This window comes from Pseudomonas fjordensis (assembly GCF_976987115.1).
Genome location: NZ_OZ336860.1, coordinates 1,255,425 through 1,268,385, shown reverse-complemented (window position 1 = coordinate 1,268,385; position 12,961 = coordinate 1,255,425). Strand labels below are relative to the sequence as shown.

Annotated in this window: 13 protein-coding genes; 6 read left to right on the top strand and 7 right to left on the bottom strand. The window is 61.3% G+C overall.

What is annotated here, in order from left to right:
* Position 1 precedes the first annotated feature (1 nt).
* The 7 genes from dacB to ACWHXD_RS05650 all read right to left on the bottom strand — a co-directional run bounded on the left by dacB (position 2) and on the right by ACWHXD_RS05650 (position 8,556).
* On the bottom strand, positions 2-1,456 hold the full coding sequence (gene dacB / locus ACWHXD_RS05680) for a D-alanyl-D-alanine carboxypeptidase/D-alanyl-D-alanine endopeptidase (protein WP_138761348.1): 1,455 nt from the start codon (positions 1,454-1,456) through the stop codon (positions 2-4).
* A 555-nt stretch (positions 1,457-2,011) separates the two neighbouring features.
* Complete coding sequence (locus tag ACWHXD_RS05675) at positions 2,012-4,426, bottom strand: TonB-dependent siderophore receptor (RefSeq protein ID WP_138761346.1); 2,415 nt, start codon at positions 4,424-4,426, stop codon at positions 2,012-2,014.
* A 590-nt stretch (positions 4,427-5,016) separates the two neighbouring features.
* Positions 5,017-5,958, bottom strand: coding sequence for a glutathione S-transferase family protein (locus ACWHXD_RS05670; RefSeq protein WP_098949501.1), 942 nt, complete (start codon positions 5,956-5,958; stop codon positions 5,017-5,019).
* A gap of 75 nt (positions 5,959-6,033) precedes the next feature.
* Complete coding sequence (locus ACWHXD_RS05665; protein WP_032897605.1) at positions 6,034-6,306, bottom strand: GIY-YIG nuclease family protein; 273 nt, start codon at positions 6,304-6,306, stop codon at positions 6,034-6,036.
* 36 nt (positions 6,307-6,342) lie between these two features.
* Complete coding sequence (locus tag ACWHXD_RS05660; RefSeq protein ID WP_003188784.1) at positions 6,343-6,813, bottom strand: nuclear transport factor 2 family protein; 471 nt, start codon at positions 6,811-6,813, stop codon at positions 6,343-6,345.
* A 90-nt stretch (positions 6,814-6,903) separates the two neighbouring features.
* Complete coding sequence (locus ACWHXD_RS05655; protein WP_032893444.1) at positions 6,904-7,539, bottom strand: response regulator; 636 nt, start codon at positions 7,537-7,539, stop codon at positions 6,904-6,906.
* A gap of 198 nt (positions 7,540-7,737) precedes the next feature.
* Positions 7,738-8,556 carry a response regulator gene (locus ACWHXD_RS05650; RefSeq protein WP_138761344.1) on the bottom strand — a complete coding sequence of 273 codons (819 nt, stop codon included), beginning with the start codon at positions 8,554-8,556 and terminating at the stop codon, positions 7,738-7,740.
* A gap of 384 nt (positions 8,557-8,940) precedes the next feature.
* Between ACWHXD_RS05650 and ACWHXD_RS05645 the strand changes: the two genes are divergently transcribed.
* Genes ACWHXD_RS05645 through ACWHXD_RS05620 form a run of 6 tightly spaced genes read left to right on the top strand, consistent with a single transcriptional unit; the run spans position 8,941 to position 12,915 of the window.
* Positions 8,941-9,564 carry a DUF1120 domain-containing protein gene (locus ACWHXD_RS05645; RefSeq protein WP_138761343.1) on the top strand — a complete coding sequence of 208 codons (624 nt, stop codon included), beginning with the start codon at positions 8,941-8,943 and terminating at the stop codon, positions 9,562-9,564.
* A gap of 15 nt (positions 9,565-9,579) precedes the next feature.
* Positions 9,580-10,209, top strand: a complete 630-nt coding sequence (locus ACWHXD_RS05640) for a DUF1120 domain-containing protein (RefSeq protein WP_138761342.1) — start codon at positions 9,580-9,582, stop codon at positions 10,207-10,209.
* Between the two features lie 28 nt (positions 10,210-10,237).
* Positions 10,238-10,858: a DUF1120 domain-containing protein gene (locus ACWHXD_RS05635; protein ID WP_098949504.1), complete on the top strand. Its 621-nt coding sequence runs from the start codon at positions 10,238-10,240 to the stop codon at positions 10,856-10,858.
* A gap of 11 nt (positions 10,859-10,869) precedes the next feature.
* Positions 10,870-11,490: a DUF1120 domain-containing protein gene (locus ACWHXD_RS05630; protein WP_138761341.1), complete on the top strand. Its 621-nt coding sequence runs from the start codon at positions 10,870-10,872 to the stop codon at positions 11,488-11,490.
* A gap of 3 nt (positions 11,491-11,493) precedes the next feature.
* A complete protein-coding gene (locus ACWHXD_RS05625; RefSeq protein WP_138761340.1) occupies positions 11,494-12,177 on the top strand; it encodes a DUF1120 domain-containing protein in 684 nt (227 codons plus the stop codon).
* A 33-nt stretch (positions 12,178-12,210) separates the two neighbouring features.
* On the top strand, positions 12,211-12,915 hold the full coding sequence (locus ACWHXD_RS05620; RefSeq protein WP_044271993.1) for a fimbria/pilus chaperone family protein: 705 nt from the start codon (positions 12,211-12,213) through the stop codon (positions 12,913-12,915).
* Positions 12,916-12,961 lie beyond the last annotated feature (46 nt).

The window sequence follows — 12,961 nt, the reverse complement described above, 5'->3', positions numbered from 1 at the left end:
ATCAATCGTCGCTACGGGACAGGGCCACGGCGACGCGGTTTTCCACGGCTTTTACCTGCGCGCCAGCGACCGCATAGTTGTTGGTCAACATCGCGAACACCAGCTTGCGCCCGTGAGCATCGGTGATGTAACCACTCAATGACGACACGCCGGCCATGGAGCCGGTCTTGGCATGCAGGTTATTTTCCGCCGGGGTGCCGCGCAGGCGGTAACCCAGGCTGCCGCCGGTCATGCGGTCGGCATTGCCGGCAACCGGCAGCGCGTTGTACCAGGCGTCGAACCACGGCTGTTTGCTCGCCGCCAGCAGCAGGTCGGTGAGGGTTTGCGACGACACCAGGTTACGCCGCGACAGGCCGGAGCCGTCCACTTGGCTCAAAGCGCTGGTGTCCAGCCCCTGGCGCTTGAGAAAGCCGGCCACCGCCACGGCGCCCGCCGCCGCCGTGCCATTGTTGGCCGTCTGGCGACCCATGGCCTTGAGCAAGGCTTCGGACATGGCGTTGTTCGAGAGTTTGAGCAGCGGCACGATCAGTTCCTGCAACGGCGCCGATTGGTGTTCAGCCAGCACCGCTACCCCAGCAGGACTCGCCCCGCCCATCACCCGATGCCCCAGCACCTTGATGCCCTGCTGCGCCAAGGCTTGCTCAAACAGGTTGGCCACCAGTTGCGTCGGTTCCCACACGCTGATCAATTGCTGGCTCTGCCGGCCCGGCGCCACCGCGCCGCTGAGCTGCAGCAGGTTGGTGCCATGGCGACGGTTGATCCCATAGCTGTTACCCGGCCCGCTGACGGCGCGGTTATTCAGTTGCAGGTAATCGGTGGGCGGGTAGATGTCCACGCCGACCGGCGAGCCGACGCGCAACGGCGCCTTGGCGGTGACCAGCACGCTGCCGGCATCAAAGTCGGTATTGGGCGCCACGGTCAACGCTGAAATCTGCGCGCCGTAGTAAGTGGTTTCATCATCATGGGACCAGTCCACGCCCAGCCGCTCGGCATCGAACCAGGTATCGTCGAACACCAGGTCACCCTGCACCTGGCGCACGCCCTGGCTGGCCAATTGCGCGGCGAGCGCCTGGTAGTCGGCAAACTGAATACTCGGGTCGCCCAAGCCACGCAGGTACAGGTTGCCAGTCAGCCGGTCGCCCTGGCGTATGCCATTACTCAGCAGTTGGGTGGCGAAGCGGTAGTGCGGCCCCAACACATCCATGGCCGCCGCCGTGGTCAACAGCTTGAGGTTGGACGCGGGCACCAGCCGGGTGCGTGGGTTGTGCTGATACAGCGTGGTGCCTGTGAGGGCGTCACGCACCATCAGCGAGACCGTGGCGCCGTGCAGCGCCGGGTCGCTCAACAGCTTATCCAGGATTGCCGGGGTGGTTTGGGAGACGCTGGCGCAGCCGCCCAGCAAAAAACTCAAGCCGACCAGCAGGGTGCTGGTGTGCAACCATTTTCCAAAGTGCATCAGTAGCGTTTTCCATAAGCCTGCAATGGCGGCAACGCTAACAGCTCGCTATCAATGTGGCGAGGGCACTGAATGCTATCCGCTTTCCTGTGGGAGCTGGCTTGCCTGCGATGGCGGCCTGCCAGCCGACGCCTACTACCTGACACCCCACGGTCCCAATGTGGGAGCGGGCTTGCTCGCGAAGGCGGCCTGGCAGTCCACACAGTTGGACCGGGTACATATCCGTTATTTAGGCAACGGCCACTTAGGGTTCCGCCCTGACGGCGGCTCACTTTTGAAAAGCGCAAAAGTAAGCAAAACGCTCTTGCCCCACCACTCGGCACCTCGCCTAGGCTCGGTGTGCCCGTAATCCGTCAGTGATTTGGGGGGCCGCCGCCAAATCCCTGTCGAATTCCGGCCAGCGTGGTTTAACGGGGCGCCTAAGATCAAAAGCAGATCAAGATCAAGAGCGACTCGCTTCGCATCGTGGTTACCGTCGATAGCTTCAGAGTTGTTAAATCCCTATGACCATCGCAGGCAAGCCAGCTCCCACAGAAGAATGCCACCAACAAGGAATCAGAAGGTCAACGTGCTTGAGACCGACACCTGCCGCGCATCGCCAATGGACACGAACTGCGTATTCACCGAAGAGGTGTAATAGGTGCGGTCGAACAGGTTCTTCACGTTGAGCTGAAACTTGACCTTCTGCCCATCAAGTTGCGTGTCGTAGCTGGCAAATACATCCGCCACGGTATAGCTCGGCAGTTCAAAACTGTTGGCCGCATCCCCTGCGCGCTCGCCCACATAGCGCGCACCGGCGCCGACCCGTAGTTGATCGCCACCCAGAATAGTGCCGAAGTCATACACCGCCGACAGCGAGCCGGTGTTTTTCGCCACGTTCTGCAGGCGCTTGCCTTTGAGCGTCGGGTCGTCGGTGACCTCGGCATCGGTGTAGGCATAGCTGCCGATCAGGCTCCACTTGTCGGTCAATTGCCCGCTGGCATCCAGCTCCAGGCCACGGGAGCGCACCTTGCCCGCCACGCTGTAGACCGAGGTTAGCCCCTCGCCCACCTGGACCAGCACGTTGCGTTTGTCGATGTTGAACAACGCCGCACTGGCGGTGATACGCCCCGGCAGGTCGAACTTGGTGCCCAGCTCCCAGGCCTTGGACTCTTCAGGGTCGAGGCTGCCATCCAGCACGGTTTTGTTGGCCAGCGGCGCGATGGTGGAGTTGGGTTTGAACGACTCGGTGTAGCTGCCGTAGAACGACAGTTCATCGGTGTAGCGGTACACCAGCCCGGCCCGCGGCACCCATTTCTGGCCGTTGCCATCGGTGTTGGCGGTGAACGGCACGCCTTTGCCGGCGTATTGATCGTACATCTGATAGCGTGCACCGCCGACCAGAATCCACTGGTCGTTGAGATGAATCGCATCCTGGAAGAACAGCGAGTCGCTGCGCAGCAGGTCCGTCTGGTTGCTGTCCGGCGCGCTGACGTTGGAGCCCGCCACTTCGTTGCCGTACACAGGGTTGTTGTAATTGAAGACACCGCGCGGTGCCTGACGGATCAGGTCGGCGCGGTAGATCTTGCGGTACTCGTCGTCCAGGCCGAACACCAGGTCGTGTTGCATACCCGCCACATTCAGCTTGCCTTCAAGGCTTGCGGTTGCGAAACGGTCGGTGGTCAGCGCGTCCTGGGTGCCGTCCATGCTGCGGGTCAAGGTGCCGTTGGGGTTGACCTTGACCACGCGCACCTGGCTGGCGTCGTAGGTTTCGCGGTTCCAGCTGTAGCCGAAGTGGGCTTTCCAGTCGTCATTCAGGTCGTGGTCGACGGTCAGGCGATACAGGTCGGAGCGCCCTTCCATATTGTTGAACGGCTCATCCAGGCGGCGGGTCGCGGGGATGTTCAGCGGGTGGCGGGTCTTGGGGTCGATGGCCGTGCCACGGTCAAAGGGCGAGAGAAACTCGCGGTGTTCATAGGCGACAACCACCTGGGTGGTATCGCCGTACCAGGCCAGGGACGGCGCCACCAGCGTCTCGCGATGGGTACCGTAGTTGCGCCAGTAGTCTTCGTCTTCATGATCCACGATCAGGCGATAGGCCAAACCGCTGTCACCGAGGGGCCCGGTGGTGTCGAGGTTGCCGCCACTGCCGTTTTTGCCGCTGCCGAAGGTTGAACCACGCGCGGTCAGAGCCGTGGACTGTACCAGCTCAGGCTTTTTGCTGACGATATTGACCACGCCACCCGGGTCCTGGATGCCGTACAGCAGCGAAGACGGCCCCTTGAGCACTTCGACACGATCAGCGGTGGCGTTCAACGCCCGGCCCTGCACCACCGGCATGCCGTCTTTCATGATCGAGCCATTACGGTTGTCGCCAAAGCCACGCAGCATCACCGCGTCCTGGGTGCTGCCGAGGGTGTTGGACTGGGTGATGCCACTGATATTGCCCAGGGCGTCATCCAGGTTACGCGGCTGTTGATCGCGCAATACTTGGGCGGGCACCACATTCACGGTTTGCGGGGTTTCCAGCAGCAAGCCACGGGAGCGCATCACCGAACTGGTGGGCGGAGGCTGGTAGCTGGTGCTGGCTTGGGTCAAGTCGATGCCGCTGATGGTGGTAGCGCCCAGATTGACCGCGCCATCGGTGGGCACCGGTTCCAGCGCCAGAGTACGGGCGTCGATCTGGCGAAAGGTGAAACCGGAACGGCCCAGCAGACGTTGCAGGGCCTGGCTCGCGCTCATCTGCCCACTGACCGCCGGGGCGTTGATGCCGTAGGGCGCTTCATCGGTGTAGATCACACTGATCCCGGTAACCCGGCTGAAATCGCTCAACGCCTGGGGCAACGGCTTGGCCGCCAGGGCAAAATTGAACTGGGCACTGTGCTGCTCCTGCGCCTGCGCCATCGCCAGGGGCAGCAAGGCCAACCCAGACACCGTGAATACCGAGGCTCCCAGCCACTGTTTGACCCAACCGCCCGCTGTCGATTTCATGCTGTGAGCACCCGTGTAGAAAACGCTGTTAATGCGAATTGATCGCAGTTTCATGCACTACACGAATGGGCCGGCGATTTACCTCACCTCTGCTGGCAATTATTTTTATTTACTGCATCTGGCTGCCACCGCTATCGCAGCATAGGTGTCTACACAACTTTCTGGGCTGTAGCAGCAGACGGTAACCACAATGCGAAGCGAGCCGCTCTTGATCTTGATCTGCTTTTGATCTTAGGCGCCCCGTCAAACCACGCTGGCCGGAATTCGACAGGGATTTGGGGGGTAAACCGGCAGGGATGCCGGTTTAGCCGCCCCGCGCCATGGATGGCGCGTGGCGGCGGCCCCCCAAATCACTGGCGGATTACGGGCACACCGAGCCTAAGCGAGGTGCCGAGTGGTGGGGCAAGAGCGTTTTGCTTACTTTTGCGCTGTTCAAAAGTGAGCCGCCGTCAGGGCGGAACCCCAAGTGGCCGTTACCGCAGCAATGGATATGTACACGGTCCAACTGTGTTGACTGTCAGGCCGCCATCGCAGGCAAGCCAGCTCCCACACTGGCCACGTAGTGCCTACAGGGGTGATTCGTTCACCCTTCAGGCAGCGATGCCCTGGATACGAAACCCCCAGCGCGGAAAATGCACATGCACCGTACCACCACGCTCATCCGTGCGACGCAGGATCAGCTCTTCACGCCCAGCGAACAGCAACTCCCCGGCCACCGGATCAACACCATAGTCGATAGCCGCAATGGTCACCTCCTGACCCACCTTAAAGCCGTTCAAATCCTCGAACACCTCATCCGGCAAAGGTGCCGGTGTAGCATTGCGGGCGATATCCAAAGCCTGCTCCGCGGTCATCTGACTGGCGGTTCCATGACCAAAACCCAGCACGCGCCCCAGCCAGGCCAGCACAGCCGGGTAAGCATCCACCAAAGGCGCGGTGACAGGCGTGGCCTTGAGGAACCACAGCGAGTGGGCCAAGGCAAAGTCGGCAATCGACGGCGCGCCGAACAGGAAGTCGCCGGACTCCCGCTGCAACTGTTGCTCCAACCGCGCCATGATCGCCGGCCATTGATGCTTGGCCAGTTCAGCCGGGAGCTTGCTCGCCGTGCCGCCACTGAACAGCGCGGCGCGGTCAGCGATAAAGGCCTTGATGGCCTCCGGCGGTAACTTGCCAAAGCGCACCGCCACCGACTCGGGCTGGAACACCAGGCTGACGGCATGGGCGAACACCACGCTGTCGGCCCAGGTGGCGAAGGTCTGGGTGATCATTTCCTGGCCCAGCGGAAACAGGGCCGGCGAGGACTTTTCCTGCTCCAGGCGGCGAGCGATCAGGGCGGTGTCGCAATAGATATCCGCTCCCACCTGCAGCACCGGAGTTTTGCGGTAGCCGCCGGTCAAGGCCGTCAAGTCGGGCTTGGGCATCACCGGCGAGATGTGTACGGAATGCCAGGACAGGCCTTTAAAGCCCAGCAACAGCCGCGCTTTTTCCGCAAAGGGTGAGGTCGGGTAATGGTGCAGGATGAGCTCAGACATATGGGTTTCCGCTTGGCGAGTGAGCGAGCAGATTACCGCGCAAACGGTCCTGACTGCGTGATGGGAACCTATCAGTCAGAGTGATGAGCCATTTGCGGCCAGGCATTCCTTGGCGCTCTTCTTCAACTTTTTGATCAGGCGTTCCTGACGCAACGCCTCCCCCTTGCTCGCACACTGCTCGGTGTACACCAGCGCCACTGCCGGGCTGGACAGAAAAAACCGCGCGCCCTTGCCGCTTTGGTGCGAAGCGAACCGGCGTACCGGGTCGTTGCTGATGCCGCAATACAGCGCGCCATTGGCGGCGCGCACCAGGTAGACATACCAAGGCTTGGGTTCAGGCGTACTCACGGACAGGTTCGGCAAGGCAAAGGGGCGCGCAGTTTATCAACGACTGGCCTGGAATGCCTTCAGGCCTTTGTTCGCCTGGGCGCGCACGGCGTTGCGTACCAGCGGCGTCCAGCCCAACAGCAGGCCCTTGGTGCCCAACGCCTGGCGCGACCAGCGCCACAGGTCGAAGTGGTCGTGGTGCTCGCAGATCTTGCCGTCACGCAATACAAAGCGCGCCTGGATATCGTTGACCACCGTATTGCCGGTTGCACTGAACAGGTAGGTGGCTACCCAATGCGCACTGCCGGTGCGCTCGTCGCTGCGCACTTGGTCGAAGGTCAACGAAAAATCCTTGGCACGGGTGGTGAGCATGCGCCACATGTCCCCTGCGTCACGGCCTCGCAGTTCGCCAAAGGCCGGGTCGCTGAACACCACGTCATCGCTGTAGCAGGCGACCATGGCCTCGGCATCCAGACGCTGGAAGGCGCTGTAGAACTGGCTGATCAGGGCATTATGGGCATCACTCATGGGCAGGCTCCGCAGGCGTCAAAAGAGTAGGCGCACGATAAGCCGCCCAGGCCGTCATGGCTACTGTCATTCGCCACGCAAATAAGCGCGCTACGGCGCTATCCCGGTACTGCGGGCATAGGCGAACAAGTCAACGTCGGTGGAAATACTCAGGCGCTGCATCGCCGTGCTTTTTTGCTTGCTGATGGTGGAGATGCTGCGGTTGACCTGGGCTGCAATCTGGCTGACGGTCATGCCGCTGGCCAGCATGCGCACCACTTCGCGTTCCTTGCCGGACAACTGCGGCTCCTGGGATTGATCGCCAGTGCCGGCTTCCACCAGTTGTACCCGCAGGCATTCACTGGCGAAGGTCTGGCCAGCACACACCGCCTTGATCGCCAAGGGCAACTCCTTGGCCGAAGCACTTTTGGCGACCACTGCCCTGGCGCCGTGGGCAAAGGCTGCGCGTAACGTGGCGACGTTGGCGAACATGGTGACCAGTACCACCGGCAACTGCGGATACTGGCGCTGCAACAGGCCCAACAAGCAGTAGCCATCGGCCTGCTGGCCGCCTGGCATGGCGAAGTCCGTGACCAGTACGTCGCACGGCGTGCGACTGAGCACGTCGAGTAACTGATCGGGACCGTCGGCCTCACCGACCACTTTGCACTTGCCATTCGCCTCGATCACAACTTTCTGTCCGACCCGGACAATAGGGTGATCGTCAGCAATAATTACTCGAAGCATAGGCACCCACGAATGATGGCAACTTGAATCCGCGCAAAATACCTCTGCCTGCGATCATCAACAACTGCTAACAAAGAGGCGCTTGCGGCCGAACCCAATGTTCAGTAGCGGCTGTTTTTTGGACTACAACACAATAGGAAAATACCTACAGCCAAACTTAGACCAACGACCAGGTAAAACGCTCTGCAACAGCATTCTTCACAACTCAGACAGATACTCCAGATAAGCGCACAGCCGTGCTTCAAACACTTCCAGTTGCGCCTTATGCGTAGCGACACCCTCGGCCTGGACCTGTTCGATCAAGCTCACGGCACTGGATTCCAACCCCGTGCCGCCCAGAAATACCAGGCTGCCCACCAGCCGATGCAGGCGCTCGGCGGTCAATGGCGCGTTCAACGTCACACGGGCATGACGTAACACCCGCTGGTCTTCCCAGGCCTCCATCAACAGGGTTTCCAGCATTTGGTCGACGACCAGGTCGCTGCCAAACGTGGTCACAAGCGTGGCACGGGTGGGCCAGTTCGCCACCGCAGCAGCAGCGTATGGCTCGACAGAACGGCCTTCCCCGCCTGGTAACCAGCGCACCAGCACGGCGTGCAGTTGTTCAAGGGTCAGGGGTTTGAGCAGCCAGGCATCCATGCCGGCCTTGCAGCAACGTTGGGGGCTGTCGTTTTGCAGGTTGGCGGTCAAGGCAATGATGGGCACCCGCTTCAACCCGTGCTTGCGCTCATGCTGGCGAATCGCACGGGCCATGCTGTAACCGTCCATGAAGGGCATCCGGCAATCACTGATCACCAGGTCGAAGGGCCGGTTGGTAAAGGCGTCCAATCCCATAAAGCCATCGGTGGCCAACGCGTGTCCGAGCCCCAGTTTTTGCAACAACCAACCCAGCAACAGGCGATAGGCTGAATGATCCTCCACGACCAGAACATTCAAGTCCTGCCAATGAGGCGGGGGAGAAAAAGGCGGTTTGACTGTCCGGCTCGCTCCTGCGGTTGAACCTCCTGGCGAACCCATCAGTACCTCTTCGTGGTGATTAATTCGGCAGCCATCCAGGGCACTGATACAGCAATGCCAGGCGCACCCTTTTGATTGTTATCGGCTTTCAACCTATAACCTTTTGAATGGCCTTACGCCGATACAACAACTACGAAAAACGCCGCGAAAATCTACCGTCCCGCACCGCGTTTACAGCCCAACCCGCCAATGTCGTATTAGTTGTATTTCCCCCTCAAAGCCCCCTCGCTAAATTGTGCCCACCCCAAAAGAGGGACGGCTTGCCACTTCCCGGCAACGCAAAAAAACAGTGAGAACGCCACCACGCCAACCACTCACCCACATAGGGCCGAGCGCTGACCTGTACGCGTCTCTATCTGCCAGACTGCAATGGAACAATTGGAAATGAAAACCCCTGCATCCCTGTTGAGCGGTGCCCTGCTGCTCGCCATGACATCCTCGGTGTTTGCCGCCAGCAGCGTCGACCTGAGTGTCAAAGGATTGATCACGCCCAGCGCTTGTACACCGAGCCTGCCAGGTGATATCGACTTCGGAAAAATCGCGGCAAAAGACCTGAATATCGACACCGGTACCTTGCTTGAACGCAAGACCGTGCCACTGAGCGTGAACTGCGATGCAGCAACGCTGTTTGCCATCCAGCCCATCGACAATCGAGCCGGCTCTGCGGTTAACAGGTTTTACTTTGGCCTGGGCATGACCAACGAAAACCAGAAGCTGGGGCGGTATCTGCTGGCGTTCACCAACCCGGTGGCCGAAACCCCCTCCACCCTGTTGGCCATGTACAACGCTGACGGGTTCTGGGTGACGTTGCTGTCTGACGAAGTCATTGGCCCCCACGTACTGGTGGCGCTGGGCAGTCGGGGCGACAGCGGTTGGGCGCCTCACCCGATCAAGGACGCGGTCATGGATGTCACGCTCGAAGCGACGATTAACCCCGCAAAAGACCTGACATTGACCGACGAAGTCGCGATCGACGGTTCCGCGACCTTTGAAGTCAAGTACCTGTAAATGGACGCCTCCCACATGAAAACCTGCATGCCCCTGCTGGGCGGTGCCCTGCTGCTCGCCCTGTCCAACGCCGTGTGCGCCGCCAGCAGCGTAGACCTGACCGTCAAGGGCCTGATCACGCCCAGCGCCTGTGCGCCCAGCCTTTCCAGCGGCGGCCTCGTCGACCACGGCAAAGTCGCAGCCAAGGATTTGAAGCCCGACCACTGGACAATGCTGGACAACCACACCCTGCAACTGGCGATTACCTGTGATGCGCCAACCCTGTTGGCTCTAAAGGGCATCGATAATATCGGTAACGCGTTTGACTCACGAAACAGCTATGGCTTGGAGTTGGTCGGCGACAAGAAATTGGGCGAATACCTACTGACGCTCAGTGATGCTATGGCTGACGGCGCGGTGATCTCCACGATTGAATCTGTGGATAACGGTCTCACCTGGCATGAAAGTTACCCAGGTGACGCCTGGCCGGTTACCTCCCACGCTTCGTTTGGCGATCGCTCCTCCGGCAGTTGGGCACCCTCCCCGGTCCAGCAGGTCACGGCAGACCTGATGGTGCACACCCTCATCGCTCCCACTGGCGGCATGGACCTGAGCACAGAAGTGCCGATCAACGGCTCCGCCACCCTTGAAGTGAAATACCTGTAACCGCCAACCCACCCACAGGACGTGACCCATGGTTAGCCCCCTCACCACCCTCACCGCGACATTGTTGCTGATCGGCGCCGGCCCGGTATGGGCCGCCAGTAGCCAGGACCTGACGGTCAAAGGGGTCATCACCCCCAGCGCCTGCGCGCCCGTGGTCTCCGGCGGCGGCACCGTCGACTTCGGCAAGGTATCGGTCAAAGACCTCAATGCCGACACCTACACCGACCTGCCCAGGGAAACCCTGCTGCTGAGTGTGCGTTGCGAAGGGCCGACCATTTTCACCCTGAACACCATCGACAACCGTGCGGGCACTGCCGCCAGCCACTTCAGCTGGCACGGCCTGGGGATGACGCCCAGTGATGAAAAAGTCGGCGATGCCGGGCTTGGCCTGTATAGCCCGGTGGCCGATGGAGTACCGGTACGCACCATCACCTCCCGGGATGGCGGCGTGACCTGGATCCCCTCGGTGATGCTCAGCCACACCTTGTTGACGGCCGTCGCCGACAGCGACGGCCTGGCGCCGATTGCGATCCAGGAACTGGACGCCGAAATACGCCTGATTACCCACATCGCCCCCGCCAGCAACCTGACGCTGACCGACGAAGTGCCCATCGACGGCCACGCCACTGTGCAAGTCAATTACCTCTAAGGAGCCTCCCGATGAAAACCCGATTGACCACCCTGGCCGCCAGCGCCCTGCTGCTCCACTCGGCCGCCACCTTCGCCGCCTCCAGCGTGGACCTGACTGTCAAAGGCCTGATCGTGCCCAGCGCCTGTACGCCGAGCCTGTCCGGTGGGGGCGTGATCGACCATGGCAAGATCTCCGCCAAGGATCTGAACCCGGACAACCCGACAGTTATCGGCAACCATACCCTGGTCATGGCGGTCAATTGCGACGCTGCGATCCAGTTCGCCGTGCACTCGATCGATAACCGCGCCTCTTCAGGTATCACGTCGAATTACGGCCTGGGCTTTGTCAACGATACCCAGAAATTAGGTGGATATAGCCTCACGCTTGCCAACCCGATTGCCGAGGATGGCGTAGTGGTGCAACCCATTGCATCGAACGACCAAGGCAATACCTGGTTTAAAGAAACGTTCTGGGATCCGGGCCTGTACATGTCGGTCGCCGCAATGGACGACGACAGCCAGCCGCTGGCGGTCAAAGACCTGCTGGTCGATCTGCAAGTACAGACCTTCATCATGGGCACTGCCGGCCTGGACCTCAGCAACGAAGTCACCATCGACGGCTCCGCCACCCTTGAAGTGAAGTACCTCTGACCCATGGCCGCCCCGTCCTTGAATAGTGGCAGGCATGGGCGGCGTCTGGCGTTGCCCGTGCTGATGGCATGGGGGCGAAATGTGGTCATGGTGCTTGGCCTGGCCGCGATGACCGATGCCCACGCAGCGTCGGCTGTCGACCTTACGGTTACCGGCCGGGTCACCCCGGACGCCTGCCATATCGAGCTGACCCATGACGGCACCGTCGATCACGGCAAGATTCCTGCTCACAGCCTCAACGCCGACGAGTTCACCGTGCTGCCCACCCAGACGCTCGACCTGCGTGTGCAGTGCGCCAGGCCCATGCTGTTTGCGTTGGTGGGCATTGACGAGCGCGCCGACTCCTCGTCGGCCCCGGCTTATTTCTACGGACTGGGCAGAAACATCCACGTCCCCGAAGAGCGCCTGGGTTCTGTGGCGTTGGCCTATCGCAACGCGGTGGGCGATGCGCAGGCCATGCAGGTAATGGCGTCCAGCGACAACGGTGAAACCTGGTCCCAGGAGCCCAATGCCTACCCCCGCACCTACATGGCCTTTGCGCCAGTCGGCGACCGCCAACCGGACTTCATCGGCCAACTGACCGTCCAGCTTCAGGTGAGCACCGCCATCAACTTTTCCCAGTACCTGACCCTGGACCAGGAAGTCCCGCTCGACGGCGCCATCGTCCTGGACCTGCGCTACCTCTGACCGCCCCTCTTTATTGGCTAATGGAAACCCGTCATGACGACGACATTCTCAAACACCGCTGTCGGCCTGATTGCCTTGCTCTTGATGCTCGGCGACCAGGTTAAAGCCGACGGCATGGTCCCGGACACCTCCGTGGTGATCGTGCACGAGGCCGAAGGCGAAGCGGCCGTGTCGGTGACCAACACCGACAGCCAACTCGCCCTGTTGCATGTGACCTTGCAGGACATTCCGGAAGACACCGAACCGCTGCTGGTGGTGACACCGCCGCTGTCACGCGTCGAAGCGTCCAAATCCCAGCTGGTGCGTTTCATTCTGCAAAACCAGCAACCGTTACTGACCCAGCGGCTTAAACGCGCGGTGTTCGAAGGCATGCCCCAGGGCCGCGCCGCCACCGCCGCCGGGCATGCCCGCGTGGGCGTGACCGTGCGCCAGAACCTGCCGGTGATCGTGCACCCCAAGGGCCTGGCGCCCAACCGCACGCCCTGGACCGACCTGACCTGGACACTGCGCGACGGCCAGTTGCAGGTGCGCAACGACACGCCGTACGTGGTGCGTCTGGCGCAGGAGTTGTTACTGCTGCCAGGCGACGGCAAGGCCCTGCTGCCGCGTACGTATGTGCTGCCCGGCGAAGCCTTGAGCGTGCCGGCCAGCAGCAGCCAGGCCAAGACGGTCAGGCTGCAACCGGCCACGGTGTACGGGTTTGCGGTCAAGGCTTACGACGCACCGATCAGCTTCTGACCGAACACCCCAGGCGGCGTACCACCCTGCGCCGCCTGAGTAACGA

Coding starts and splice junctions, on each gene's coding strand:
- ACWHXD_RS05640 (WP_138761342.1), top strand. CDS start 9,580: ATGAAAACCTGCATGCCCCTGCTGGGCGGTGCCCTGCTGCTCGCCCTG.
- ACWHXD_RS05625 (WP_138761340.1), top strand. CDS start 11,494: ATGGCCGCCCCGTCCTTGAATAGTGGCAGGCATGGGCGGCGTCTGGCG.
- ACWHXD_RS05660 (WP_003188784.1), bottom strand. CDS start 6,813: ATGAGTGATGCCCATAATGCCCTGATCAGCCAGTTCTACAGCGCCTTC.
- ACWHXD_RS05670 (WP_098949501.1), bottom strand. CDS start 5,958: ATGTCTGAGCTCATCCTGCACCATTACCCGACCTCACCCTTTGCGGAA.
- ACWHXD_RS05645 (WP_138761343.1), top strand. CDS start 8,941: ATGAAAACCCCTGCATCCCTGTTGAGCGGTGCCCTGCTGCTCGCCATG.
- ACWHXD_RS05635 (WP_098949504.1), top strand. CDS start 10,238: ATGGTTAGCCCCCTCACCACCCTCACCGCGACATTGTTGCTGATCGGC.
- ACWHXD_RS05675 (WP_138761346.1), bottom strand. CDS start 4,426: ATGAAATCGACAGCGGGCGGTTGGGTCAAACAGTGGCTGGGAGCCTCG.
- ACWHXD_RS05630 (WP_138761341.1), top strand. CDS start 10,870: ATGAAAACCCGATTGACCACCCTGGCCGCCAGCGCCCTGCTGCTCCAC.
- dacB (WP_138761348.1), bottom strand. CDS start 1,456: ATGCACTTTGGAAAATGGTTGCACACCAGCACCCTGCTGGTCGGCTTG.
- ACWHXD_RS05620 (WP_044271993.1), top strand. CDS start 12,211: ATGACGACGACATTCTCAAACACCGCTGTCGGCCTGATTGCCTTGCTC.
- ACWHXD_RS05650 (WP_138761344.1), bottom strand. CDS start 8,556: ATGGGTTCGCCAGGAGGTTCAACCGCAGGAGCGAGCCGGACAGTCAAA.
- ACWHXD_RS05655 (WP_032893444.1), bottom strand. CDS start 7,539: ATGCTTCGAGTAATTATTGCTGACGATCACCCTATTGTCCGGGTCGGA.